Source organism: Streptomyces sp. NBC_01092, from assembly GCF_045039535.1.
Lineage (GTDB): Bacteria > Actinomycetota > Actinomycetes > Streptomycetales > Streptomycetaceae > Streptomyces.
On sequence record NZ_CP108659.1, the window covers coordinates 3,115,949 to 3,140,692 of the forward strand.

Here is a 24,744-nt window from a genome sequence, read left to right on the forward strand (position 1 = left end):
GTACTGGTGCGTCTGCGGGTCCGTCGTGGCTTGTCGCGCAGTTCCCCGCGCCCCTATCGGGGCGCTTCAGTGACCGGGGTCTCCTTGCGGGCGATGACCCGGTAGGCGTTCGAGAAGCGGGTGGCTCGTAGGAACGGGGCCAGGAGGTGGTCCAGGGTCCAGGCGACGGCCACCAGGGGGGAGCCCAGAGGCGACAGCAGCGACGGCAGCAGGTACGAGAGCACCAGTGAGGTCGCGGCCGCCAGGTCGTAAGGGATGTGCGCGGTGTGGTGGTCCGTGTGGACGACCGTGCAGCCCTGGGCCTGCAGTTCCTCACAGAGGGTCTCCATGGGCATCAGGTGCAGATGGCCCGGAGGGCTGTGCGGGACCCAGAGTCTGCCGAGCAGTGTGGCGAACAGGCAGCGTGGGTTGGGCAGTTCGAGGAGGAGGTGGCCGCCCGGGCGCAGGACCGTGAGGGCGGCGCGGAGTTCCTCGCGGGGGTCGCGGGCGTGTTCCAGGTGGCGGAACATGCTGACGATGTCGTAGCGGGCACGCAGGCGAGACGTGATGCGAGGGTCGGTGAGGCTGCCGACGTGGGCCTCCTCCACCCGCTCGGCGACGCGGCCGTGCAGGACGCGGTAGGTCGGGTCCAGGCCGTCGAACGACGTGTACGGGAAGACGCCCTTCGCGGTTTCCGGGAAACGGGCATAACCCGTGCCCACATCCAGCCAGCCCTCCGGCTCGGGGAAGGCGAGTGCCAGACGGGCCGCGGCGCGCAGCCGGCGCGGGCCGCGCCGCGTGAGCCCCAGGTGGCGGGGGACGTAGGTGTGCTCCCGGCACCCGGCGGGGGTGAACGCGCAGTCGGCGCGGGGGCGTTCGGAGCGTGCGGTCGCGTTCATGTGCGGCTCCCGGGCGTGGGGGCGTACGAGAGGGGCGTACGGCGAGGGCGGTGCGAGACGGTGCGAGCATGCCCCGACAATCCACTGCAAAACGGAACGTATGGGATGGCGATCTAGGGTGCAACGACGTCGCACGGATAAGGGGGTGACGTGGCGCAGCCCGTGGTGGCCATGTGGCGCCGTTCTGTTCGACCGGTGCCGGTACTGTTCGGCGAATGAGCTCGCTTAATCTCGACGACTTCTCCGACCTGATCGAGCGCCCCGACGGAGGGGTGCGCCGTGACGCCGAGGCGCGCCGTGAGCGTCAGATCGTGCCGCCCGGGGCGCTGGGCCGCCTCGACGAACTGGGCGAGTGGCTGGCGGCGGCGCAGTCCGCGGTGCCGGTGCGGCCGATCGAACAGCCGCGGGTCGTGCTGTTCGCCGGTGACCACGGCATCGCGGAGCTGGGCGTGTCGGCGCGGCCCGCGGGCGGCGCCTCGGAGTTGGTGCGCGAGATCCTGGAGGGCGGCCGGCCCGTGTCCGTGCTCGCACGGCGGCTCGGGGTTCCGGTGCGGATCGTCGACATGGCGCTGGACTGCGACCCGGAGTCGCTGCCGGAGGCGGTCGTACGGCATCGGGTGCGGCGGGGCAGCGGCCGTATCGACATCGAGGACGCGCTGACGCTCGATGAGGCCGAGGCGGCCTTCCTGGCCGGGGTCGCGGTGGCCGACGCCGAGGCCGACTCCGGTACGGATCTGGTGGTGCTCGGCGATGTGAGCGTCGGCGGGACCACGGCGGCGGGGGTGCTGGTCGCCGCGCTGTGCGGGACCGACGCTTCCGTGGTGACCGGGCGGGGCGGACTCGCCATCGACGACCTCATGTGGATGCGCAAGTGCGCGGCGATCCGGGACGCGCTGCGGCGGGCCCGGCCCGTGCTCGGGGACCAGCTCCAACTGCTCGCGACGGTGGGCGGGGCCGACCTCGCCGCGATCACCGGGTTCCTGCTGCAGAGCGCGGTGCGCAAGCTGCCGGTGGTGCTGGACGGGGTCGTGGTGGCCGCGTGCGCGCTGGTGGGCCAGCGGATCGCGTTCCGGGCGCCGGACTGGTGGCTGGCCGCGCACAACAGCGGGGAGCCCGGGCAGGCGAAGGCGCTGGACCGCATGGCCCTGGAGCCGGTGCTCGACCAGGGCGTGAAGGTCGGGGAGGGTGCCGGAGGTCTGCTGGCGCTCCCGACAGTCCAGGCGGCGGCGGCACTGGCCGCGGAACTGCCGGAGAAGCCGAAGGACTCCGAGTCGTCGGACTCCGAGTCGTCGGACGCCGAGACGTCGGACGCCGAGGCTCTGGACGTCGAGTCGTCGGACGTCGAGTAGTCCGGTTCGTCCGAGGCCGTGTAGAGGGTCCCGGCCGGGGCCGGCAGCGGGAGGAGCCGGTCTCAGGACGAGGGACGAGGGTGGACATATGATCACTTCTTGTGACAGTTGACACCCTCGGTCGCTGGGCCTGTGCGGAGTGGGGGGCGTTGTACCTCGCCGTGCGGGGGGCCGTGGTCGAGCGGCGGTGGCGGGCGGCGCCCATGACCGTCGGGGCCGTGTGTCTGACCGGGATCACGCAGGTCGTGCAGAACCAGTCCTGGGGGTATCGGGTCGTCCAGGATCTCGGGGCCGTACGGGCCGAGGATCCGCTGTGGCTGGCGCTTCTGCGGACGCCGCTGTCGCTGTTCGTGCCCGCCCTCGATCTGCCGGTGTGGGGTGCGCTCGCGCAGGTCCTGCTCGCGTTCGGGATCGCCGAGATGTGTCTGGGCTGGTGGCGCACGCTGGTCGTCGCCTACGTCGCGACCCTCGCCGGAACCCTGTACGCGCGCGTGGGCATCGCACTCGGCCCGGACAACCCGTTCGGACTGCCCGCCTCGGACGCGCGGGTCGTGGACACGGGCCCGTCGGCCGCGGTCGTCGGGCTGGCCGTGTTCCTCGGGTGGCGTTACGGGGCGTACGTCACGGCCGGCGTGGTGATCGCGGCGATGATCGTCGAGGTCGCGCTGAAGGCGAACCTCGCCGGGAAGGAGCACCTCGCCGCCATCGCGGCGGTGCTGGTGCTGTGCGCGGTGGCGACGGTGCGTCAGCGGCGTTCCAGGGCCCGCGCCGGATCCACGTCGGGCGCGCCGCCGATCCAGTCCTGAAGTCTGCGGCTGGGGCCCGCCCAGCGCCGGTCGTGGTGGTAGGCGCGCAGCTGGGACTTGGCGCGGGCGCGCGGACGGCGACGGTAGAAGCGCTTCGCCCAGGGGGAGGTGGGACGGGCCAGCCGGATCGCGCCGAACAGGGCGATGAAGGGGATGATCACCCCGAAGATCGCGATACGGGCCTTGCCCTTGGCGAGGGCGATCAGGGCGAAGAGGAAGTTGAAGAGGACGGTACTGATCACCGACCCGCGGTTCTGGAGATCGTCGTCGTTGAGGTCGTTGACCCCGAAGGGCGCGAAGCCGAGGAGGAGCAGGCCGGCCAGGGCGGCGGTGAGCACGACCACCTCGACGCTCTTGCGGCCGTCCTCCGTCCAGTAGACGTCGTCGAGGTGCAGGATCAGCGCGAACTCGTCCATGACCAGGCCCGCGCCGATCCCGAAGACCACGCCGGCCACCGCCGAGCCGAAGCCGCGCTGCCCGCCGGCGACCGCGCAGAAGCCGCCGATGATCGTGAGGACGATTCCGGGGACGACGTGGTGGATGTGGACGGCGCCGGTCTCGATGTTGCGGAAGGGCCCTTTGCCCGCGCGGATCATGCGGGTGATGACGCGGGTGACGACGAAGGTGACGACAAAGGCGGTCAGGGCGAGGAGCAACGGGAGCTTGCCCGGCTCGATGATGTTGCGCTGCCACCAGTCAGCCATGCCCTCAGTGTCTTCCCGGCAGGGGTGGGCCGCCTGGCGGCGGCGACGTCCGGGCTACTCTGCGGGCGTGTCCATGACCCACCCGCCCCTGCACGGCCTCCGCTTCGCCTTCGGCACCCTGAGCGTGCTCCCCGTCAAGGTGAGCCGGTGGGACCGGGAGGCGGCACGCGGCGGGATGCTCTGCGCCCCGCTGGTGGGGGTGGTCATCGGCTGCGGCTCCGCCGTACTCGCGCTGGTACTGCTGTTCCTCGGCGCCGCCCCTCTCCTGGCCGCCGTCGCGGCCGCCGCCGTCCCCGCCGTCCTCACGCGCGGGCTGCATCTCGACGGGCTCGCCGACACCGCCGACGGGCTCGGCAGCGGCAAGCCGGCCGAGGACGCGCTGCGGATCATGAAGCAGTCGGACATCGGGCCGTTCGGCGTCATCACGCTCGTCTTCGTCCTGTTCGCGCAGGTGGCCGCGCTGTCGCAGCTGTACGACGACTCCTGGGCCCGGGGCGCCCTCGCCACCGTCGTCGCGGCCGTCGCCGCCCGCCTCGCCCTCACCCTCGCCGCCCGCACCGGCGTACCGGCGGCCCGGCCGGAGGGATTGGGGGCGGCGGTGGCCGGGGTGGTTCCGGTACGGGGTGCGGTGGCCGTCGCCCTGGCCGTGACCGGCGTTGCCGCCGCGGCGGGCGCGCTGCTCGGGAGGGACGACATCGTCCGCACCGCCCTGGCAGTCCTCGTGGCGCTCGCCGGCGCCGAACTGCTCCTGCGGCACTGCGTGCGCCGCTTCGGCGGCGTCACCGGCGATGTCTTCGGCGGCCTCGCCGAGACGGCGGCGACTACGGCACTCGTCGTGCTGTCCCTGGGCTGACACCGGCGCCGCTCACGTCTGGTTCCGGCGAGCCGTCCGCTTGCCGCGTTCGCTTGCCGCATTGGGCGATTTCCGCAGGTTCTCTGCTATTTCGCCGCAACTGTGCGCCTGGAAATCAAGGAATGGCCGCGACGCCATCCACAGGTGAACGCCCGTAGGAATGAGCGAACGCTCACACGAGCGTAGGCTCGTCCCGAGTGTTCGCCGTACCGGGGAAGGCCCCGCTGCCACTGCACGCCTAGGTCGGAACTAGGGTCGGTCGGCAATCTCCTGGGCCCGGTCGACCCACACCATCGGCCATCGCAACTTCACATCGGAAGCGAGATTTCACCACCGTGACTGCTCTCACTCTCAGCACCGCCGCGGCGCCCGGCCTGCGGGCCGACGCGATCGTGATCGGTGTCGCCAAGGGCGCCAAGGGCCCGGTCGTCGCACCTGGCGCCGAGGCCGTGGACAAGGCATACGACGGCAAGCTCGCCGGCGTCCTGGAGACCCTCGGTGCCTCCGGCGCCGAGGGCGAGGTGACGAAGCTGCCCGCACCCGCCGGCTTCAAGGCTCCGCTCGTGCTGGCGGTGGGGCTGGGCGCCAAGCCCGCGAAGGATGCCGAGTACGACGGCGAGGCGCTGCGCAGGGCCGGCGGTGTCGCGGCCCGCGCCCTCGCCGGCTCCAAGAAGGCCGCGTTCGCGCTGCCCCTGGCCGACTCCGGCGACATCGGCGCCGTCGCCGAGGGCGTGCTGCTCGGGGCGTACGCCTTCGACGTCTACAAGGACAACGGCAAGGACGCCGGCGGCACCCAGGGCAAGAAGAACGGCAAGGCCCCCCTCGCCGAGGCCGCGCTGCTCGGCGGCAAGCCCCGCGACAAGGAGCACAAGGCGGCGATCGAGCGCGCCACCGCCGTCGCCGAGGAGCTCAACCGCGCCCGCGACCTGATCAACACCCCGCCGAACGACCTCACCCCGGAGTCCTTCGCCGCGGTCGCCTCGGCCGCGGGCAAGGAACACGGCATCAAGGTGCAGGTGCTCGACGAGAAGGCCCTCACCAAGGGCGGCTACGGCGGCATCCTCGGCGTCGGCTCCGGCTCGGCCGCCACCCCGCGGCTGGTGAAGCTGTCGTACACGCACTCCAAGGCGAGCAAGCACCTCGCCCTCGTCGGCAAGGGCATCACCTATGACTCGGGCGGCATCTCGCTGAAGCCGGCCGGGCACAACGAGACGATGAAGTGCGACATGAGCGGCGCGGCCGCCGTGTTCGCCGCCGTCGTCGCCGCCGCGCGGCTCGGCCTTCAGGTGAACATCACCGGCTGGCTGGCGCTCGCCGAGAACATGCCGTCGGGGACCGCGGTGCGCCCCGGTGACGTGCTGCGCATGTTGAGCGGCAAGACCGTGGAGGTGCTCAACACCGACGCCGAGGGGCGGCTGGTGCTGGCGGACGCCCTGTGGGCGGCCTCGCAGGAGAAGCCGGACGCGATCGTCGACGTCGCGACGCTCACGGGTGCGATGGTGCTGGCGCTGGGGAACCGGACGTTCGGCGTCATGGCCAACGACGACGCGTTCCGCAACGCGATCGTGGAGGCGGCCGAGGAGGTCGGCGAGCCGTCCTGGCCGATGCCGCTGCCGGAGCACCTGCGCAAGGGGATGGACTCGCCGACCGCCGACATCGCCAACATGGGTGAGCGGATGGGCGGCGGACTGGTCGCCGGGCTCTTCCTGCGCGAGTTCGTCGGTGAGGGAATCACCTGGGCACACCTGGACATCGCGGGCCCCGCGTTCAACGAGGGCGGGCCCTTCGGTTACACGCCCAAGGGTGGTACCGGCAGCGCGGTGCGGACGCTGGTCCGGCTGGCCGAGGTGACGGCTTTGGGCGACCTGGGCTGAGGTCGCTGTGCTTGAGGGGGCTCCGCGCGCGGGTAGGGCGGAGCCCCCTCTTCCATGCGCGCTCAACTGAACGTGGGGCGTCTCACACACCGGCCCGGCGTCTCGTTCGGTGTGGACAAGTGCGAAGATGGGGCTCGGCAGGACAGGGCCCCCACCACAGGGCCGAAGAAAGAGCGGCCGGACACCAGCCGCCTGTCGGTCATCGACGACCGGCGTACGGCGCACATGCATGGAGGACGTGACGTGGCGAACGACGCCAGCACCGTTTTCGACCTAGTGATCCTCGGCGGTGGCAGTGGCGGTTACGCCGCGGCCCTGCGCGGGGCACAGCTGGGCCTGGACGTCGCCCTGATCGAGAAGGACAAGGTCGGCGGCACCTGCCTGCACCGGGGTTGCATCCCCACCAAGGCCCTGCTGCACGCGGGCGAGATCGCCGACCAGGCTCGTGAGAGCGAGCAGTTCGGTGTGAAGGCCACCTTCGAGGGCATCGACATCGCCGGGGTCCACAAGTACAAGGACGGCGTGATCTCCGGTCTGTACAAGGGCCTTCAGGGTCTCGTCGCCTCCCGCAAGGTGACCTACATCGAGGGTGAGGGCCGCCTGTCCTCCCCGACCTCCGTCGATGTGAACGGCCGGCGTGTCCAGGGCCGCCACGTCCTGCTGGCGACCGGCTCCGTGCCGAAGTCGCTGCCGGGCCTGGAGATCGACGGCAACCGCATCATCTCCTCGGACCACGCCCTCGTCCTGGACCGCGTGCCGAAGTCCGCGATCATCCTGGGCGGCGGCGTCATCGGCGTCGAGTTCGCCTCCGCCTGGAAGTCCTTCGGCTCCGACGTCACCGTCATCGAGGGCCTGAAGCACCTCGTCCCGGTCGAGGACGAGAGCAGCTCGAAGCTTCTTGAGCGCGCGTTCCGCAAGCGCGGCATCAAGTTCAACCTGGGCACCTTCTTCCAGAAGGCCGAGTACACCGCCGACGGCGTCAAGGTCACCCTCGCCGACGGCAAGGAGTTCGAGGCCGAGGTGCTGCTGGTGGCGGTGGGCCGTGGCCCCGTCTCCGCCGGTCTCGGTTACGAGGAGCAGGGCGTCGCGATGGACCGCGGCTATGTCCTCGTCGACGAGTACATGCGCACCAACGTCCCGACCGTCTCCGCCGTCGGTGACCTCGTCCCGACCCTCCAGCTCGCGCACGTCGGCTTCGCCGAGGGCATCCTGGTTGCGGAGCGTCTGGCCGGTCTGAAGACGGTTCCGATCGACTACGACGGTGTCCCGCGGGTGACCTACTGCCACCCCGAGGTCGCCTCCGTCGGCATCACCGAGGCCAAGGCCAAGGAGATCTACGGCGCGGACAAGGTCGTCGCTCTGAAGTACAACCTGGCGGGCAACGGCAAGAGCAAGATCCTGAACACCGCGGGCGAGATCAAGCTCGTCCAGGTCAAGGACGGTGCCGTGGTCGGCGTCCACATGGTCGGCGACCGCATGGGCGAGCAGGTCGGCGAGGCCCAGCTGATCTACAACTGGGAGGCGCTGCCGGCCGAGGTCGCCCAGCTCATCCACGCCCACCCGACCCAGAACGAGGCGCTCGGCGAGGCCCACCTGGCCCTGGCGGGCAAGCCGCTGCACGCGCACGACTGACCCTCGGTCGACGAACGCGACGACTCAGACTTCCGCAATTCGTAAGGAGCAACCGAAACCATGGCGGTTTCCGTAACCCTTCCGGCGCTCGGCGAGAGCGTCACCGAGGGCACCGTCACCCGTTGGCTGAAGGCCGAGGGTGAGCGCGTCGAGGCCGACGAGCCCCTGCTGGAGGTGTCGACGGACAAGGTCGACACCGAGATCCCCTCCCCCGCCGCCGGTGTCCTGGCCTCCATCAAGGTCGCCGAGGACGAGACGGTCGAGGTCGGCGCCGAGCTGGCCGTGATCGACGACGGCACCGGTGCCCCCGCTGCCGCTCCGGCTCCGGCCGCCGCCGAGGCTCCGGCCCCGGCCGCCGAGCCCGCCCCGGCGCCGGTTGCCGAGGCCCCGGCCGCCCCGGCCCCCGCTGCCGCGCCCGCCGCCGCGCCCTCTTCTCCCGCAGGGGGCGGCGCGTCCGGCACGGACGTGGTCCTGCCCGCGCTCGGCGAGTCCGTCACCGAGGGCACCGTCACCCGCTGGCTGAAGTCGGTCGGCGACAGCGTCGAGGCCGACGAGCCGCTGCTGGAGGTGTCGACGGACAAGGTCGACACCGAGATCCCGGCGCCCACCTCCGGCACCCTGCTGGAGATCGTGGTCGGCGAGGACGAGACGGCCGAGGTCGGCGCCAAGCTGGCCGTCATCGGCGTCGCGGGTGCCGCTCCGGCGGCCGCCCCGGCCCCGGCGGCTCCGGCCCCCGCCGCCGCTCCCCCGGCTCCTGCCGCCCCGGCCGCGCCCGCGGCTCCGGCTGCCCCCGCGGCCCCGGCTCCGGTCGCCCCCGCGGCTCCGGCTCCCGCGCCGGCCGCTGCGGCCCCGGTCACCCCGGCCCCGGTCACCCCGGCCCCGGTCACCCCGGCTCCGGCCGTTCCGGCCGCCGCCCAGCCGACCGACGAGGGCGCCTACGTCACCCCGCTGGTGCGCAAGCTCGCCGCCGAGAACGGCGTCGACCTGGCCACCGTCAAGGGCACCGGCGTCGGCGGCCGTATCCGCAAGCAGGACGTCATCGCCGCCGCCGAGGCCGCGAAGGCCGCAGCCGCCGCTCCGGCGCCCGCTGCCGCCGCTGCCCCGGCCGCCAAGAAGGCGCCGGCCCTGGAGGCCTCCCCCCTCCGTGGCCAGACCGTCAAGATGCCGCGCATCCGCAAGGTCATCGGCGACAACATGGTCAAGGCGCTGCACGAGCAGGCGCAGCTGTCCTCGGTTGTCGAGGTCGACGTGACCCGCCTGATGCGGCTGCGGGGCCAGGCCAAGGACTCCTTCGCCGCGCGCGAGGGCGTCAAGCTCTCCCCGATGCCGTTCTTCGTCAAGGCCGCGGCCCAGGCGCTGAAGGCGCACGCGCCCATCAACGCCAAGATCAACGAGGCCGAGGGCACGATCACCTACTTCGACACCGAGAACATCGGTATCGCGGTGGACTCCGAGAAGGGCCTGATGACCCCGGTCATCAAGCACGCGGGCGACCTGAACATCGCCGGCATCGCGAAGGCCACGGCGGAGCTGGCCGGCAAGGTCCGCGCCAACAAGATCACGCCCGACGAGCTGTCCGGCGCGACCTTCACCATCTCCAACACCGGTTCGCGCGGCGCGCTCTTCGACACGATCATCGTGCCGCCGGGCCAGGTCGCGATCCTCGGCATCGGTGCCACGGTCAAGCGTCCGGCCGTCATCGAGACCGAGGAGGGCACGGTCATCGGCGTCCGCGACATGACCTACCTGACCCTCTCCTACGACCACCGCCTGGTGGACGGCGCCGACGCGGCCCGTTACCTGACGGCGGTCAAGGCGATCCTGGAGGCGGGCGAGTTCGAGGTCGAGCTCGGCCTGTAATCGCCGATCAGCAAGTACGACGCCCCGTCCGGAGCTCCTCCGGACGGGGCGTCGGCTTTTCGCCGCAGGCCATCCGCGACCCCCTCGGGGCGCCCGGCCCACTCACCCCGTGTAAGTCTCGTCTCACCTGCACTAAAGCCCCCTCAAGCGCCACCCCCGCGGAGCGCAACGGCCTTATTGTCTAAACGTCAACGCGCCCTAAGGAGCCCTCATGACCGCCCCCGTCATCCACTCGCTGCGCGAACAGATCCGCGAGCACATCCTGGAGGGGATCATCAGCGGTCGCTGGCAGCCGGGCGAGCGAATCGTGGAGCGGCGGATCGCCACCGAGCTGGAGGTCAGCCAGACACCCGTACGCGAGGCGCTGCGCGAACTGGAGTCGCTGCGGCTGATCGAGTCCGCGCCCAACAAGGGCGTACGGGTCCGGAACCTGACGGCCGCCGACCTGGAGGAGAGCTACCCGGTCCGGGCCGGCCTGGAGGCCATCGCCGCCGAGCTCGCGGCCGACCGCCTCGCGGAGAACTGCTCCGCCCTGGATCCGCACGTCACGGCCCTGTACGAGGCCGACCGCAACTCGGACGGCACGGCCCAGGTGCGGCACACCGTCGGCTTCCACCGCGAGATGGTCCGCGCGGCGGGCAACTCGGTGCTGCTGCACACCTGGGAGGGCCTCGGCATCGAGGTCTTCACGGCCCTGTCCATCCGCTGGCTGGGCACCGTGCAGCAGTCGTACGCGGAGGAGCACGAGGAGCTGGTGGCGGCCTTCCAGCGCCGGGACCCGAGGATCGCCGAGATCGTCAAGGCCCACGTCCTGGGCTGCGCCCCGCGGCACGAGCGCTGAGCGAAGCCGCTCGAACAGGTTGAGCGGCACCCCGCTCATACGCGTCCCCACCTGCGAAAACCTTGGAAAAACGCGGCACCGGGTGCCTGTCCGAAAGGCACCGCGTGCCTACTTTCTCGTGATCAAGAGGTTTTCGCCCTCCCCCCTTTGATCGATCATCGATCAGCGAGTTAAAGTCGCCGACGGGCCGCGCGGCGGAGCCGCATGGTGTCACAGCACCGAGGCCCTCCGCCCTGTCCTGCCAAAGACACAAGGGCAACCCAGAACCCTTACCGATGAGGGAACCCCCTTCGACTGAGGAAGGCGGCGACATGACCGACCCCAACGCCATCCAGCCGAGCGCGCTCGACCAGCTCCCCGACCGTGATCCGGAGGAGACCGCCGAATGGCAGGCCTCACTGGACGCGGTCGCCAAGGCGGCCGGCCCGCACCGAGCCGCATACCTGATGCGCCGCACGCTGGAGCGGGCCGAGGGCACCGGCATCGCGCTGCCCAAGCTCCTCGAGACCGACTACGTCAACACCATCCCGACCGTCGCCGAGCCGTCCGCGCCCGGTGACGAGGCGATGGAGCGCCGTATCACCGCGTGGAACCGCTGGAACGCGGCCGCGATGGTGACCCGCGGCTCCAAATACGGCGTCGGCGGCCACATCGCCACCTTCGCCTCCGCGGCCTGGCTCTACGAGACCGGCTTCAACCACTTCTTCAAGGGCAAGGAGGCCGACGGGTCCGGCGACCAGCTCTACATCCAGGGCCACGCCTCCCCCGGCATCTACGCCCGCGCCTTCCTCGACGGCCGGCTGACCGAGCAGCACCTCGACCACTTCCGCCAGGAATCCGGCGGAGACGGCCTGCCGTCGTACCCGCACCCGCGCCGGCTGCCCTGGCTGTGGGAGTTCCCGACGGTGTCGATGGGCCTCGGCCCGCTGTCGGCGATCTACCAGGCGCGCTTCAACCGCTACCTCACGGCGCGCGGCATCAAGGACGTCTCGAACTCCCACGTCTGGGCCTTCCTCGGCGACGGCGAGATGGACGAGCCGGAGTCCACGGCGGCACTCGCACTTGCCTCCCGCGAGGGCCTGGACAACCTGACCTTCGTCATCAACTGCAACCTCCAGCGCCTCGACGGCCCGGTCCGCGCGAACTTCAAGATCGTGCAGGAGCTGGAGGCGCAGTTCCGCGGCGCCGGCTGGAACGTCGTCAAGACGCTCTGGGGCACCGCGTGGGACGAGCTCTTCCAGCTCGACACCACCGGCGCGCTGGTACGCCGGCTGCGCGAGGTACCGGACGCGCAGGTGCAGACGTACCAGACCCGCGACGCCGCCTACATCCGCGAGGACTTCTTCGGCAAGGACCCTGCGCTCGTCGAGATGGCGAAGCTGCTGAGCGACGACAAGATCCTGGAGTGCTTCCACCTCTCCCGCGGTGGCCACGAGGCGCGCAAGGTCTACGCCGCCTACAAGGCCGCGGTCGAGTTCAAGGGCGCGCCGACGGTCATCCTGGCCCAGACGGTCAAGGGCCACACCCTCGGTGAGGGCTTCGCGTCGAAGAACGCCAACCACCAGATGAAGAAGCTGACGGTGGACGAGTTCAAGACGATGCGTGACCTGCTGGAGCTGCCGATCGCGGACAGCCAGTTCGTCGACGGCCAGGTCCCCTACGGCCACCCGGGCGCCGACTCCCCCGAGGTCCGCTACCTCCAGGAGCGCCGCGCGGCCCTCGGCGGCCCGGCCCCGGCCCGCCGTACGCACGCGCTCGCCCCGCTGCCCGCCCCCGCCGAGAAAGCCTTCGCCTCCTTCGACAAGGGCTCCGGCTCCCAGAACGTGGCCACCACCATGGCCTTCGTCCGCCTGGTCAAGGACCTGGTGCGCGACAAGGAGTCCGGCAAGCGCTGGGTGCCGATCGTCCCCGACGAGGCGCGCACCTTCGGCATGGAGTCGCTCTTCCCGTCCCTCGGGATCTACTCCCCCAAGGGCCAGACGTACGAGCCGGTCGACCGTGACCAGCTGATGTACTACAAGGAGGCCAAGAACGGCCAGATCCTCAACGAGGGGATCACCGAGGCCGGTTCGATGGCCGACTTCATCGCCGCGTCCACCGCGTACGCCACCCACGGCGAGGCGATGATCCCGTTCTACATCTTCTACTCGATGTTCGGCTGGCAGCGCACCGCCGACCAGATGTGGCAGCTCGGCGACCAGCTCGGCCGCGGCTTCCTCGTCGGCGCGACGGCGGGCCGTACGACGCTGACGGGCGAGGGCCTGCAGCACGCCGACGGTCACTCGCCGGTGATCGCGGCGACGAACCCGGCCGCGCTGACGTACGACCCCGCCTTCGCCTACGAGGTCGCGGCGATCGTCAAGGACGGTCTGCGCCGGATGTACGGCGAGGCGGCGCCGGGCGAGGACCAGAACGTCTTCTACTACCTGACCGTCTACAACGAGCCGCTCCCGCAGCCCGCGAAGCCGGCCGTGGACGGCGTGGACGAGGGCATCGTCAAGGGCCTGTACCGCTTCAACACGGCGGAGTCGGCGGGCGTGACCGTGACGGCGGCGAACGCCCCGCGCATCCAGCTGCTCGGCTCCGGAACGGCGATCCACTGGGCCCTCGCGGCGCAGAAACTGCTCGCCGAGGAGTGGGGTGTCGCGGCCGACGTCTGGTCGGCGACGTCCTGGACGGAGCTGCGCCGGGACGCCCTGGAGGCGGACGCGGCCCTGCTGCGCGGCGAGGAGCGCACGCCGTACGTCCGTCAGGCGCTCCAGGGTGCCGAGGGCCCGGTGCTGGCGGTCTCCGACTACATGCGCCAGGTCCCGGACCAGATCGCCCAGTGGGTCGAGCAGGACTACTCCTCCCTCGGCGCCGACGGCTTCGGCCTCTCCGACACCCGCGAGGCGGCCCGCCGCCACTTCGGCGTCGACGCCCAGTCGATCGTCGTCGCGGCCCTGGCCCAGCTCGCGAAGCGCGGCGAGGTCAAGGCGACGGCCGTGAAGGAAGCGCGCGAGAAGTACGGCCTGTAAGGCCGAGTGACGACGATGAAGGGGTACGGCTGCGGCCGTACCCCTTCCTTGTCAGCGGGCCCCGGCATCATGGCCGTATGCGTGCTGCCCGGCTCATCAAGATGGTGCTGCTTCTTCAGTCCCGGCCCTCCATGACCGCGGCCGAACTCGCGAGCGAGCTGGAGGTCTCCGAGCGGACCGTCACGCGGGACGCGCAGGCGCTGTCCGAGGCCGGGGTCCCGGTGTACGCGGATCGGGGGCGGGCCGGGGGTTACCGGCTCATCGGGGGGTACCGGACCCGGCTGACCGGGCTCGGGCGGAGCGAGGCCGAGGCGCTGTTCCTCTCCGGCGTGCCGGGGGCGCTGCGGGAGATGGGACTGGAGGACGCGGCGTCCGCCGCCCGGCTGAAGGTGTCCGCCGCGCTGATGCCCTCCCTGCGCGACGCCTCCCGTACGGCGGCTCAGCGCTTCCATCTGGACGCCCCGAACTGGTTCAAGGAACCGAAGACCCCCGAGCTGCTGCCGGCCGTCGCCGACGCGGTGTGGGACGACCGGCGGATCGTGGCCCGGTACCTACGCGGGGAGAGTGAGGCCGAGCGCGAGCTGGAGCCGTACGGGCTCGTGCTGAAGGCGGGGGTCTGGTATCTGTGCGCCCGGGTCGCCGGGCACGGGTCGTACCGGGTGTACCGCATCGACCGGTTCACCGCCGTGGACGCCGCCGACGACCGGTTCGTGCGGGACGACGAGTTCGACCTGCCGGACTTCTGGGACGAGCGGGCCGAGCAGTTCGCGCGGTCCATTCTTCGGGCCGAGGTCGTGGTGCGGGTGTCCCCGGGCGGGGTGCGCAGACTGCCGTACACCCTCGATCCGCAGTCCGCGCGGGATGCGCTGGAGGCGGCGGGCGCCCCCGGCGGGGACGGCTGGGTGACACTGACGCTGCCGGTGGAGTCGGAGGAGGTCGCCCACACCCAGCTCGCCTCGCTCGGACCGGAGATCGAGGTGCTGGCGCCGCGGTCGCTGCGGGAGCGGTTCGCGAGCGACGCGATACGGCTGGCCGAGCTGTACCGCGCTCGACCCGGCGGCCCATAACAATCCGCCACACTCCACGTGCGCCCCACCCGCCCAGGGCCGATGCTTGACCCGTGATGGACGAGACGGAGTTCTGGGAGCTGGTGGACGGCACCCGTGACGGTGCCGAGGGTGACCCCGAGGAGCAGGCCGACCTGCTCGTGGACAGGCTGCTCCAACTGGACCCCGACGCGGTGCTCGACTTCGCCCGTCACTTCGAGGCCCGCTACAACCGCGCGTACAACTGGGACCTGTGGGGCGCCGCCTGGGTCCTGCTGGACGGGGCCAGCGACGACGCGTTCGACTTCTTCCGGTGCTGGCTGATCGGCCAGGGCCGCGAGGTGTACGAGGGCGGGGTGCACGACCCCGACTCGCTGGCCGACCTGCTGGACGACTTCGACGAGGAGTTCGACGGCGACGGCGAGGAGCTCGGCTACGCCGCGGACGAGGCCTACGAACAGCTCACCGGCACGGTCGCCCCCGACCTCGGCATCCCGCCCGCGCCCGCGGAACCGGAGGGCACGCCGGTCGACTTCGAGAACGAGCGGGTGCTGGCGGAGCGGTTCCCCAGGCTGTGGGAGCGGTTCAAGGACTGAGCCGACCGCCGACCGCCGATCCCGCTCAGGCCACGGCCCGCCTGCGGCCCGGGTCCGAGGGGATGTACGCCTGCGCCTGATCGGCCCTCACCGCGTGGTGCATCGGCGCCTTGTTGGCCTGGTCCAGCGCGGATGCCGTGACGGCGGCCGGCCCCAGGACGACGGTCGCGACGGCGCAGACGACCGTCCAGACCCGCTTGTTGCTGTGACCGATGCTGTTGCTGCTGCTGCTCATGATCCCCACCTCCGGTCAGTACGTGTCCATGACCCGTGTCCATGACGCGTGTCCATGACGATAGGGAGGCTGTCTCGGGGACATCCTTGAGCGGGCTACGAGAAACCTGTGAGGGTCTTTCGGGAAGGTTCACTCTCCGTCTCTTGACCCGTTGCGTGATCTCCGGCTTACGGTGGCCGCCCCGAACAGGAGCATCCAGCCCATGACCAGCCCGTATGTACGGGAGATCACACGCGAGGACCATCTGGCCCATCTGCGGCTGTACCCCGACGCGAGCCATCTCCAGATCCCCGAGTGGGGCGATGTGAAGCCCGACTGGCGGGCGGAGAGCGTCGGCTGGTTCGAGGACGGTCCCGCCGGGGAGGTCCTGATCGCGTCCGCGCTCGTCCTGTACCGCCCGCTGCCCGGCACCCGGCGCTGTCTCGCCTACGTCCCGGACGGGCCGGGGATCGACTGGCAGGCCCCGCGGGTGGACCGCTGGCTGGACGCCCTGGTCGCCCATGTGGAGCGTCGCGGGGCGTTCTCGCTGCGGATCGGGCCGCCCGTCGTCGTACGGCACTGGGAGGCGGACACCGTCGCGGCGGGGGTCGCCGACCCCGACGTACGCAGTCTGCACGACCTGCCCGCGGACGACATCGACGGGCGCGCGCTGGACCTCGCGGAGCGGCTGGGGCGGCTCGGGTGGCGGCGCTGCGCGGACGGCAACGGCAGCGGTTTCGGCCTCGGTCAGCCGCGCTACGGCTGCCAGGTGCCGCTGGTGGGCCGCTCGATGGACGACCTGCGCGACGCCCTCGCACCGCGCTGGGAGCAGTCGCTGCGCATCGCCGAGCGGGCGGGGGTCCTCGCATCCTGGGGCACGGCCGCCGACCTTCCCGAGTTCTACCGGCTGTACACCGCGACCGCCGAGCGCGACGGCTTCCGGGCCCGGCCCCTGGTCTACTTCCAGCGCATGTGGGCGGCCCTCAACGCCGTCGACAGCGACCGGGTGCGGGTCTACCTCGCCGAGTACGACGGTGAGGTGCTCTCCGCCGCACTCATGATCAGCGTCGGCTCCCGCGTCTGGCACTCCTACGCCGCGTCCGGACGCCGGGGCCGGGAACTGCGGCCCAGCAGCGCGCTGTTGTGGCGGATGCTGGGGGACGCCCGGCAGGTGGGCGCACACACATACGACCTACGCGCCATCACCCCCACCCTCACGGAGGACAAACTGCTCGGCCGACTCCTGTTCAAGACGGGGGCGGGCGGCCGGGCGGTGGAGTACCTCGGGGAGTGGGAACGTCCGGTGGGCACCCAGGGGAAGGCGCTGCAGCGGGCGGTGGGGGTCTATTTGGGGCGCAGGTGAGGGCGGGCGGATGCAGCCGAGCGCCCTGAGGTGCGCTCAGCGCCTGCCCTGGAGTCGCGCGGCCGTTTCCCTGATCTCCGGGAGGCGGGCGGTGAGGGCCGCGCCGGGGCAGCTCGTCATGTAGCCCTCGTTGTGGCCGGCGATGGCCGGGAGCGTGGTGGTGGTGCCGGCGGAGTAGCGGCTGAGGCTGTTGCTGGAGGTCAGCCGGGCATTCGCGCGGGGGTCCGTCTGGGAGAGGCCCAGCTTCCACGCGGCGATGGCGGCGATGGCGTCGGTCATGGCCTTGGGGACGGGTACGCCGGCCGTGAAGGTGCCGATGGCGGCAATGCCGGTGGTGCGGTGGTTGAAGCCCTGGGTGTGGGCGCCGGTGACGGCCCGGTCGACGCCGCCCGCACGGCCCTCGTAGATCCTGCCGCACCGGTCGACGAGGAAGTTGTAGCCGATGTCGTCCCAGTCCCGGGAACCGGTCTGGCCCGCGTACACGTACCGGATGATGCGGGGCGTGTCGGCGCAGTCGTATCCGTTGGGCGAGTCGGTGTGGTGGACGAACACGGCGACGACCTTGTCGTCGTACCGCGGAGGCGGCTGAGCCCGTCGGGCGTCCCCGTCCAGCCAGGCCGCCCTCGGCACGATCTCCGGCCGAGCCGCCTTGTAGGCCCCCACGGGCCGAGCCGCAACAGGCCGCTCCTCCTCGGCAACACTCCGCTCGACGCCGCGTGCGCAGACCATGAGCGCGAGGGCGGCGGCGAGGCCGGGAACGCAGGCGAGCACCACCACCAGCACACCCGAGACCCTGGCCCCGTCAGGGGTACGCCACCAGTCCGGCGCCTGCCACCCCATAAGAGACCGCAACGGTCCCCGCCCCGGCCCATCGTCTCGACCTTGCACCCCGGTCCGGCGGTGCACCCCGGCTCGGCCGTGGGTCCCGGTTCGAAGCGGCCGCCGGATCGGAGCCCACCGCTCGGCCCGCAGCTGCCGGCGGGCGTGGGATGAGGGCTGGTCTTGGGCCGGCCTCTCGCTCTCGGGTAGCCGCTGGCCCTCCCGCGGCTGCGGATCATCCGGCGTACGCCGATCCCGAGCCGACCGCTGAGCACCGGCCGACCTCTCCGTCTCCGCCTGGGACGGCCTCCGCGCATCCGCCGCAGCCCGCTCGGCGCCAGCCCGCGCACTCCCCGCAGGCTCGCTCCGCGTAACCGCCGAATCCCCCGCCGCCTCGGCCCGTAAAGCCGTTACCGCCTCAGGCCGCCCAGCCCGCGTCGCCTCAGCCCGCGCACCCCCACCGGCCTCGCCCCCACCCCCGTCCCGCGCAGACCGCCCCACCCCCGGTATCCGCGCAGCCCAACGTATTCGTACGGCGCGAGGTCTTCGTCTCCCCCGTGTTCTCCGGAAGACCCTTCGGGTGACCCGTCGGAAGACAGACATGGTCCTACTGTCCGACGGATCCCGTCCGCCCGCGATGTGTGGTGTCACACGCAGTGGAACCATCGTCCCGGTCCGGGGCGTTTCTCCAGGTGTACGCGGCGTGGCCGGTTCCGGGCGGCGCGTGCGTGTGTGCTGATCAACGGGGGCTTTCCGCGCGTACTAAGAGGTCCTAGGGAAAGGCGGCTCTGTGGACCTGCTCGACATCCTGCTGTTGCTGGTGATCCTGGCCTACGCGGCGTCCGGCTACCGTCGCGGCCTGGTGGCCGGCTGCGTCTCGCTGGCCGGTTTCGTGGGCGGCGCGGCGATCGGCGTATGGATCCTGCCGTGGACGATGGACCTGGTCACGCCGGGTACGACGCAGGCGACCGTGACCGCCGTGCTCACGGTGCTGGTCCCGGCCGTGGCAGGGCACGAGCTGGCGGGCCGGCTGGCGCTGCGGCTGCGCAGGGAGCTGGACCGGGGCCCGCTCAGGGTCGCCGACGGCGTCGGCGGGGCCGTGGCCAACTCGGTGGCCGTGCTGATCGTGGCCTGGGTCGCGGCCAGCGTCCTCGCCGCGTCCTCCTCCCCGCTGCTCACCTCCGCGATCCGCGACTCCCGCCTGCTCGGCACCGTCCAGGACGCCATGCCGGACACGACTCCCGCCTGGTTCTCGCGAGCCACCTCCGCACTCACCGAGGCGGGCTTCCCGCAGGTCTTCAACCCGTTCGAGAACGAGTCGACGGCAGAGGTCGCCAAGCCCTCCGGCGACAGCGTCACGTCCGCCGCGACGAACGCCGCCAAGCTCAGCACCGTCAAGATCGAGGGCGTCGCGGGCACCCAGGGCCGCGAAGGCAGCGGCTTCGTCTACGCCCCGGAGCACGTGATGACCAACGCCCACGTGGTGGCCGGCATCGACGAGCCCGGCGTCCGCGTCGGCGGCGTCGGACGGTCGTACGAGTCCCGGGTGGTGCTCTTCGACCCGGAGCGGGACGTGGCCGTGCTGTACGTCCCCGAACTGCGCGCCCCCGTCCTGCGGTTCGACGACGACGCCACCCGCGGCGACTCGGCCGTCGTGGCGGGCTATCCGGAGGACGGCGACCTGAACCTCCAGGCGGCGACGGTCGCGAACCGAGTGCGGGCGACGGGCCAGAACATCTACAACGACGGCACCGTCACCCGCGAGATCTACTCGATCCGCTCCACCGTCCGCCCCGGCAACTCCGGCGGCCCGCTGCTGACCACCGACGGCAAGGTGTTCGGCGTGGTCTTCGCCCGCTCCACCTCCGACGACGAGACCGGCTACGTCCTGACGGCGGCCGAGGTCGCCGCCGACGCCAGGCGCGCGGCGAGCGCGACGGACCCCGTGGACACAGGGGACCTCGTCACTTCGTGAGGCACCTCGTGAGGCAACTCGTGAAGCACCTCGGCAGAACGCACTGCTCGCCGACCCTCACAGCCCCCGCCCCATGATCACGTCATCCACGAACTGCCCCGCCAGATAGAACTCCCCCGGCAGCACGCCCTCGACCACGAACCCCTCGGACTCGTACAGCCTGCGCGCCGGCGTGTTGTGCCCGAGGACGCGCAGCGTCAGTCGCCGCGCTCCCCTGCGTCGGGCCTCCTCCACGACCGCGCGGATCAGCGCCCGGCCCACACCGCGGCCACGGGCCTCGTCGGCGACGGCGAAGCCCTGGATCTGGCGGACGTGCGCGTTGGCGGCCAGCGGAGTGGAGAAACCGAGGCGGACATAGCCGACGATACGGCGGTCGAGTTCGGCGACGAGATGGTCACCGGGGGCATGGCGCTCGTCGAAGAACGGCGAGTAGGGCGGCACCGGTTGCGGTGCGACCGCGTGCAGATGCGACCAGGTGCTGCGGTCCAGGAGGGACAGCTCCTCCTCGTCGTCGGGCAGGGCTGTGCGTATGTACGGCGACTGGTGGTGCGCGGTCATGAGCGCCACCCTACGTCCGGGGGAAGGTATGCCAACCAGGGTTTTATGTGGTCACGGGCAGGATGGAACTCATGGAACATTCAAGGATCGCGGTGGCCGGAGCCTCCGGCCTCATCGGCGGCGCCCTGGTGCGCTCCCTGGTCGCGGACGGGCACGAGGTGGTGCGGCTGGTGCGCCGTGCGCCCCGGTCCAGGGACGAGGTGCGGTGGGATCCCGAGGGCAAGTCCGTGGACGCGGCGGGGCTGGCCGGGTGCGCGGCCGTGGTCAACCTGGCCGGGGCGAACGTGGGTTCGCGCCGCTGGACGGAGGCGTACAAGGCGCAGCTGCGGTCCGGGCGGGTGCTGGGCACGACGGCGCTCGCCGAGGCGATGGCGTCGCTCGCGCCCGACGAGCGGCCTCGGGTCTTCGTCAACGGCAGCGCGATCGGCTACTACGGCGAGACCGGCGAGCGCGCGGTCGACGAGAGTGCCCCGGCCGGGGAGGGCTTCCTGCCCTCGATGTGCGTCGAGTGGGAGGCCGCGGCGGCCCCGGCCCAGGAGTCGGGCGTACGGACGGTGTTCCCGCGCACGGGGTTGGTGGTGGCCCGCGAGGGCGGGGCCTGGGGACGGCTGTTCCCGCTGTTCAAGGCGGGGCTCGGCGGGCGGATGGGCGACGGGCGGCAGTACTGGTCGTTCGTCTCGCTGCATGACGAGGTGGCCGCGATCCGGCATCTCATGGACACCGACGGGCTGTCGGGGCCGTTCAACGTGACCGCGCCGCAGCCGCTGACGAACCGTGAGATCACCGAGGCCATGGGCCGCGTGCTGCGCCGGCCGACGCTGTTCGCGGTGCCCGCACCCGTGCTGCGGACCGTGCTCGGCGAGATGGCGGGGGATGTGCTGGGCAGTCAGCGGGTGCTGCCGAAGCGGTTGCTGGAGTCGGGGTTCACCTTCGCGTTCCCGGAGATCGAGGGGGCGATCCGGGCGGCCGCCGGGTAGCGACCCGTCACGCGCGGCGTTCGTATGCGACCGCCGTGCGACCGTGCTCTGTCGATGCGCGACTGTTCCTGACCGATCACAGCCCTAACCTCGTGCCGAACTCGGGTATCCCCGGAGCCTGTTGGGGGCATCACGTCTCCACCGGCCGCGCAACCTCGAGGAGGGGCACGTGCTTGAGCCCGCGTACCAGGCGGACGTCGTCATCGTGGGAGCCGGGGTCGCCGGACTCTCCGCGGCACATCGCCTGACCAGCGCAGGAGTAACCACCGCAGTCCTGGAGGCCGCCCCTTGTCCGGGCGGCCGCATGTCGACCGAGAAGGTCGACGGGTTCCGACTCGACCGGATCGGGCAACTCCTGTCGACGTCTTACCCGGAACTACGTCTGACCCCAGGACTCGACGCACTCGCGCTGCGCCCGTTCGCCCCGGGCGTGCTGCTGCACAGCGACGGACGCCGGCAGCGCGCGGGCGCGGTGCCGAGCGCGATGGGCGCAAGGCGCGCAAGGGGCGCACTGCACGCGGTGCGCGCCCTGGCGAGCGCCCCTCGGGCGGCGTCCGGACGAGGTGTGCCGGGGACCGTACCGAGGGTGCGGGCGGGTGCCCCCCTCGGTACCGCCGTCGACCAGGCCCGGCTCGGCGCCGCGCTCGCCCGGCTCGCCTCCTCGCCCGTCGAACGGCTGCTGGCCCGCCCCGAGTTGCCGGCCGCGCAGGCCCTCGCGGAGCGCGGCGTTCCCGCCCGCACGGTCGACGGCTTCCTGCGCCCCCTGCTGGCCGCACTCCTCTGCGACCCCGAGCTGACGACGTCCAGCCGGTGCGCGGACCTCGCGCTGCGCGCCTTCGCGAGCGGGCGGCTGTGCGTGCCCGAGGGCGGCGCCGAGGCCCTCCCGGAGCTGCTCGCACGGGCGCTGCCGCCGGGCACGGTGCACACCGGGGTGCGGGTCACGTCGATCGCCACGACGTCCGTGACCACCGCCGAGCACGGCGAGATACGGTGCCGTGCCGTCCTGCTGGCGACGGACGCACGGACCGCCGCCGAACTCCTGCCGGGCCTGCGCGTACCCGACTTCCACCCGGTGACGGTCGTCCACCACACGACGGACGAGCCGCCGACAACCGGCGCCTCCCTCCTGCTGGACGCCGACCGGGGCGGCCCGGTGGCGCACACGGCGGTGATCAGCCAGGTCGACCCGAGCCGCGCACCGGAAGGCCGGGCCCTCATCTCCTCAACGGTCCTGGGCACCCCGCCCCCCGACATCGACACGGCCGTACGGATGCACCTCTCCCGCCTCTACGGCACCTCCACGGCCCGCTGGGAGACGCTCGCGGTGCAGCACACCCCGGAGGCCGTCCCGGCCATGCGCCCACCCCACGACCTGCGCCGTCCGGTACGCCTCCTGGCGGGCCTGTACGTCTGCGGCGACCACCGCGACACCAGCACGGTCCAGGGAGCCCTCCACTCGGCCCACCGAGCGTCAGCGGCGATCCTGACGGACCTGGGAGCCGCGGGCTCACTGCACAGGGCGGAACCGTTACGAGCGGCGGCCTGAAAACGCCGGGCAACCCCCGCGCCCCTTCAGGGGCGCGGGGCTGTGTCAATATGCGGCTCCGCCGCGTGGGCGCGACCAGCCACGACGAAGCCGCGGATGGCAGAACACCGCTCGGAGTCACGGCGAGACCCCTACCCGAAAGCCGCGACCTTGTCGCGATACCCCCGCACAGGCGCCGCATCCCGATACGGCTCCAACCGCCGCTCGAAGTCCCGGACATACTCGACCGCCCGCACCGACCGCATCTCCGCGGCAGCGCCCGCGGCCTCCGCACCGAGCGCACACGCCTGATCGAGTTCACCCAGACCGAGCCGGGCAGTGGCAAGCACAACGCGGCAGAACAGTCGGCTACGGGCATACGCGGGCGCACGCAACTGCAGCGAGCGCTCGGCATGCTGCGCCGCCGCACGGAACTGCTGCAGATCCCGGTGACAGTGCCCGAACTCGTCGGCGAGCTGCGCCTCGTCGAAGAAGCGCGCCCAGTACGGGACGTCGTCGCCGGGCCGGGCCGCTTCGAGGGCGCGCTCGGCCCGCACCAGCGAGGCCGTGCACGCACGTACCTCGCCCAGGACCCCGTGCCCACGCGCCTCGCATGCGTGCAGCAGGGCCTGGACGACCGCCGGCGCGCTCGTGCCCACGCCCTGCTGGGCCACCCGCGCCAGCTGGACGGCCTCACGGCCGTGCCCGAGGTAGACGGCCTGGCAGCTCATCGTGACGAGGACGTAGGAGCCGTACGGCCGGTCCCCGGCGGCCTGTGCGAGGCGCAGCGACTGCACGAAGTAGCGCTGTGCGAGCCCGTGCGCCGCGATGTCGTACGACGTCCAGCCCGCGAGCCTGGTCAGGTCGGCGGCGGCCGCGAACAGGCGCCGGCCGGTCTGCTCGCCGTAGGTGCCGCGCAGCATCGGCTCGCACTCGTGCTCCAGGTAGCGGACGAGTGCCTGGCGGGCGTGGCCGCCGCCGTACATGTCGTCGAGGGAGCGGAACAGCTCGCCGACCGAGCGCAGCGCGGAGATGTCGCCGCCGGTGACCTTCTGGCCGGGTCCGCGCTCGGCCTGGGTGCGCTGGCGGGGCACAGCTGCCGGCCGGCCCTGGGCCGGGATGCGGGCGAGCGGCTCGCCGCGGGCGACCTTCTCGTCGGCGCGCCCGATGAGCCAGTCCCGGCTGGGCACGACGAGTCCGGCGGGGGTGAAGGCGATCTTGCGCAGTTCGGCATGGCTGCCGGAGTCCTTGCGCCACAGGCCGCTGACGATGTCGACGGCCTCCTCGGGGGTCGCGGCGAACTCCAGCCCCGCGTACACGGGCGCGCACGCGTCGAGGCCCAGGTCCTGGGCGGTGAGCCTGCGGCCCAGGCGACGGGTGAAGACCTCGGCGATGAGGGCCGGGGTCGTGCCGCGCGGCTGCTGTCCGCGCAGCCAGCGAGTGACCGATGTCTTGTCGTATCTGAGATCAAGCCCGTGTTCGAGGCCGAGCTGGTCCACCCGGCGGGCGAGACCCGCGTTGGAGAATCCCGCTTCTGCAATGAGCGCGGCGAGCTGGCGGTTGGGAGTGCGCTGCGCGGGTCGTTCCGTCATCTGCGGTGCGGTCTCCTGCCTTTCGGGCCTCGAAGAGCCATACGGCCATCGAGTGCCCGGATTGCCGGTGAGCAGCCATTTTGGCCTCTCGAACGGCGCGAATGTAGCGGAGAGTAAGCAGCCGATCGCACATTCCGGCACCCATTCATCCGATCGTGTGAGGATTGCCCTACCGGGCTGACGCGGGCCACGGGGTCGTACTCGAACGGGCCGGTCGTACAGTGGCGTAGGCACTCTTTGTGCCTTACGACGTTCTGGGCTCTTC

The 24,744-nt window shown here is 71.9% G+C and carries 20 protein-coding genes; 14 read left to right on the forward strand and 6 right to left on the reverse strand.

The genetic code is table 11. The features are described 5' to 3' along the window. Window positions 1–53: 53 nt before the first annotated feature. Window positions 54–878: a class I SAM-dependent methyltransferase gene (locus OG254_RS13950; RefSeq protein ID WP_405581286.1), complete on the reverse strand. Its 825-nt coding sequence runs from the start codon at window positions 876–878 to the stop codon at window positions 54–56. Window positions 879–1,093: 215 nt separating this feature from the next. Between OG254_RS13950 and cobT the strand changes: the two genes are divergently transcribed. Both cobT and OG254_RS13960 read left to right on the forward strand, forming a co-directional pair. Further along, window positions 1,094–2,227 (forward strand): nicotinate-nucleotide--dimethylbenzimidazole phosphoribosyltransferase, encoded by a 1,134-nt coding sequence (gene cobT / locus OG254_RS13955; protein ID WP_405581289.1) that lies wholly within the window; start codon window positions 1,094–1,096, stop codon window positions 2,225–2,227. Between the two features lie 101 nt (window positions 2,228–2,328). Further along, window positions 2,329–3,033 carry a hypothetical protein gene (locus OG254_RS13960; RefSeq protein WP_405581292.1) on the forward strand — a complete coding sequence of 235 codons (705 nt, stop codon included), beginning with the start codon at window positions 2,329–2,331 and terminating at the stop codon, window positions 3,031–3,033. On the opposite strand, the gene OG254_RS13965 is transcribed toward OG254_RS13960, so the two are convergent. After that, window positions 2,973–3,737 (reverse strand): hypothetical protein, encoded by a 765-nt coding sequence (locus tag OG254_RS13965; protein ID WP_405581295.1) that lies wholly within the window; start codon window positions 3,735–3,737, stop codon window positions 2,973–2,975. The genes OG254_RS13960 and OG254_RS13965 overlap by 61 nt on opposite strands. Before the next feature lie 73 nt (window positions 3,738–3,810). Between OG254_RS13965 and OG254_RS13970 the strand changes: the two genes are divergently transcribed. The 8 genes from OG254_RS13970 (at window position 3,811) to OG254_RS14005 (ending at window position 15,456) form a co-directional block, all read left to right on the forward strand. Further along, the gene (locus OG254_RS13970; protein ID WP_405594982.1) at window positions 3,811–4,590 is read left to right on the forward strand and encodes an adenosylcobinamide-GDP ribazoletransferase; all 780 of its coding nucleotides are present in this window, start codon (window positions 3,811–3,813) and stop codon (window positions 4,588–4,590) included. Window positions 4,591–4,925: 335 nt separating this feature from the next. Next, complete coding sequence (locus OG254_RS13975) at window positions 4,926–6,464, forward strand: leucyl aminopeptidase (RefSeq protein WP_405581298.1); 1,539 nt, start codon at window positions 4,926–4,928, stop codon at window positions 6,462–6,464. 243 nt (window positions 6,465–6,707) lie between these two features. Next, the gene (gene lpdA / locus OG254_RS13980) at window positions 6,708–8,096 is read left to right on the forward strand and encodes a dihydrolipoyl dehydrogenase (protein WP_405581303.1); all 1,389 of its coding nucleotides are present in this window, start codon (window positions 6,708–6,710) and stop codon (window positions 8,094–8,096) included. A 60-nt stretch (window positions 8,097–8,156) separates the two neighbouring features. Then, window positions 8,157–9,956, forward strand: a complete 1,800-nt coding sequence (gene sucB / locus OG254_RS13985; protein WP_405581306.1) for a 2-oxoglutarate dehydrogenase, E2 component, dihydrolipoamide succinyltransferase — start codon at window positions 8,157–8,159, stop codon at window positions 9,954–9,956. A gap of 211 nt (window positions 9,957–10,167) precedes the next feature. Next, window positions 10,168–10,797 (forward strand): GntR family transcriptional regulator, encoded by a 630-nt coding sequence (locus OG254_RS13990; protein WP_147996426.1) that lies wholly within the window; start codon window positions 10,168–10,170, stop codon window positions 10,795–10,797. 311 nt (window positions 10,798–11,108) lie between these two features. Then, on the forward strand, window positions 11,109–13,814 hold the full coding sequence (gene aceE / locus OG254_RS13995) for a pyruvate dehydrogenase (acetyl-transferring), homodimeric type (protein WP_405581309.1): 2,706 nt from the start codon (window positions 11,109–11,111) through the stop codon (window positions 13,812–13,814). A gap of 77 nt (window positions 13,815–13,891) precedes the next feature. Continuing rightward, the gene (locus tag OG254_RS14000) at window positions 13,892–14,881 is read left to right on the forward strand and encodes a helix-turn-helix transcriptional regulator (RefSeq protein WP_405581311.1); all 990 of its coding nucleotides are present in this window, start codon (window positions 13,892–13,894) and stop codon (window positions 14,879–14,881) included. A gap of 56 nt (window positions 14,882–14,937) precedes the next feature. Continuing rightward, window positions 14,938–15,456: a DUF4240 domain-containing protein gene (locus tag OG254_RS14005; RefSeq protein ID WP_351198851.1), complete on the forward strand. Its 519-nt coding sequence runs from the start codon at window positions 14,938–14,940 to the stop codon at window positions 15,454–15,456. A gap of 25 nt (window positions 15,457–15,481) precedes the next feature. Here the strand turns inward: OG254_RS14005 and OG254_RS14010 are convergent, their stop codons facing one another. Continuing rightward, entirely contained in the window at window positions 15,482–15,691 is a 210-nt protein-coding gene (locus OG254_RS14010; RefSeq protein ID WP_405581314.1) for a hypothetical protein, read from the reverse strand. Between the two features lie 202 nt (window positions 15,692–15,893). Here OG254_RS14010 and OG254_RS14015 point away from each other — a divergent pair, with 202 nt between their 5' ends. Continuing rightward, window positions 15,894–17,033 carry a lipid II:glycine glycyltransferase FemX gene (locus OG254_RS14015; protein ID WP_405581317.1) on the forward strand — a complete coding sequence of 380 codons (1,140 nt, stop codon included), beginning with the start codon at window positions 15,894–15,896 and terminating at the stop codon, window positions 17,031–17,033. A gap of 36 nt (window positions 17,034–17,069) precedes the next feature. Here OG254_RS14015 and OG254_RS14020 read toward each other — a convergent pair whose 3' ends face one another. Further along, complete coding sequence (locus tag OG254_RS14020; RefSeq protein ID WP_405594984.1) at window positions 17,070–17,762, reverse strand: peptidoglycan recognition protein; 693 nt, start codon at window positions 17,760–17,762, stop codon at window positions 17,070–17,072. An 880-nt stretch (window positions 17,763–18,642) separates the two neighbouring features. Here OG254_RS14020 and OG254_RS14025 point away from each other — a divergent pair. After that, entirely contained in the window at window positions 18,643–19,827 is a 1,185-nt protein-coding gene (locus tag OG254_RS14025) for a MarP family serine protease (RefSeq protein WP_405581320.1), read from the forward strand. 57 nt (window positions 19,828–19,884) lie between these two features. On the opposite strand, the gene OG254_RS14030 is transcribed toward OG254_RS14025, so the two are convergent. Further along, window positions 19,885–20,385 carry a GNAT family N-acetyltransferase gene (locus OG254_RS14030; protein ID WP_405581323.1) on the reverse strand — a complete coding sequence of 167 codons (501 nt, stop codon included), beginning with the start codon at window positions 20,383–20,385 and terminating at the stop codon, window positions 19,885–19,887. Window positions 20,386–20,456: 71 nt separating this feature from the next. Here OG254_RS14030 and OG254_RS14035 point away from each other — a divergent pair, with 71 nt between their 5' ends. After that, on the forward strand, window positions 20,457–21,362 hold the full coding sequence (locus tag OG254_RS14035; RefSeq protein ID WP_405581326.1) for a TIGR01777 family oxidoreductase: 906 nt from the start codon (window positions 20,457–20,459) through the stop codon (window positions 21,360–21,362). Between the two features lie 169 nt (window positions 21,363–21,531). After that, window positions 21,532–22,908 (forward strand): NAD(P)/FAD-dependent oxidoreductase, encoded by a 1,377-nt coding sequence (locus OG254_RS14040; protein WP_147996420.1) that lies wholly within the window; start codon window positions 21,532–21,534, stop codon window positions 22,906–22,908. Window positions 22,909–23,039: 131 nt separating this feature from the next. Here the strand turns inward: OG254_RS14040 and OG254_RS14045 are convergent, their stop codons facing one another. After that, the gene (locus tag OG254_RS14045; RefSeq protein ID WP_405581329.1) at window positions 23,040–24,479 is read right to left on the reverse strand and encodes a regulator; all 1,440 of its coding nucleotides are present in this window, start codon (window positions 24,477–24,479) and stop codon (window positions 23,040–23,042) included. Window positions 24,480–24,744 lie beyond the last annotated feature (265 nt).

Coding starts and splice junctions, on each gene's coding strand:
- OG254_RS13950 (WP_405581286.1), bottom strand. CDS start 878: ATGAACGCGACCGCACGCTCCGAACGCCCCCGCGCCGACTGCGCGTTC.
- cobT (WP_405581289.1), top strand. CDS start 1,094: ATGAGCTCGCTTAATCTCGACGACTTCTCCGACCTGATCGAGCGCCCC.
- OG254_RS13965 (WP_405581295.1), bottom strand. CDS start 3,737: ATGGCTGACTGGTGGCAGCGCAACATCATCGAGCCGGGCAAGCTCCCG.
- OG254_RS13970 (WP_405594982.1), top strand. CDS start 3,811: ATGACCCACCCGCCCCTGCACGGCCTCCGCTTCGCCTTCGGCACCCTG.
- sucB (WP_405581306.1), top strand. CDS start 8,157: ATGGCGGTTTCCGTAACCCTTCCGGCGCTCGGCGAGAGCGTCACCGAG.
- OG254_RS13990 (WP_147996426.1), top strand. CDS start 10,168: ATGACCGCCCCCGTCATCCACTCGCTGCGCGAACAGATCCGCGAGCAC.
- aceE (WP_405581309.1), top strand. CDS start 11,109: ATGACCGACCCCAACGCCATCCAGCCGAGCGCGCTCGACCAGCTCCCC.
- OG254_RS14000 (WP_405581311.1), top strand. CDS start 13,892: ATGCGTGCTGCCCGGCTCATCAAGATGGTGCTGCTTCTTCAGTCCCGG.
- OG254_RS14005 (WP_351198851.1), top strand. CDS start 14,938: ATGGACGAGACGGAGTTCTGGGAGCTGGTGGACGGCACCCGTGACGGT.
- OG254_RS14010 (WP_405581314.1), bottom strand. CDS start 15,691: ATGAGCAGCAGCAGCAACAGCATCGGTCACAGCAACAAGCGGGTCTGG.
- OG254_RS14015 (WP_405581317.1), top strand. CDS start 15,894: ATGACCAGCCCGTATGTACGGGAGATCACACGCGAGGACCATCTGGCC.
- OG254_RS14020 (WP_405594984.1), bottom strand. CDS start 17,762: ATGGTCTGCGCACGCGGCGTCGAGCGGAGTGTTGCCGAGGAGGAGCGG.
- OG254_RS14030 (WP_405581323.1), bottom strand. CDS start 20,385: ATGACCGCGCACCACCAGTCGCCGTACATACGCACAGCCCTGCCCGAC.
- OG254_RS14035 (WP_405581326.1), top strand. CDS start 20,457: ATGGAACATTCAAGGATCGCGGTGGCCGGAGCCTCCGGCCTCATCGGC.
- OG254_RS14045 (WP_405581329.1), bottom strand. CDS start 24,479: ATGACGGAACGACCCGCGCAGCGCACTCCCAACCGCCAGCTCGCCGCG.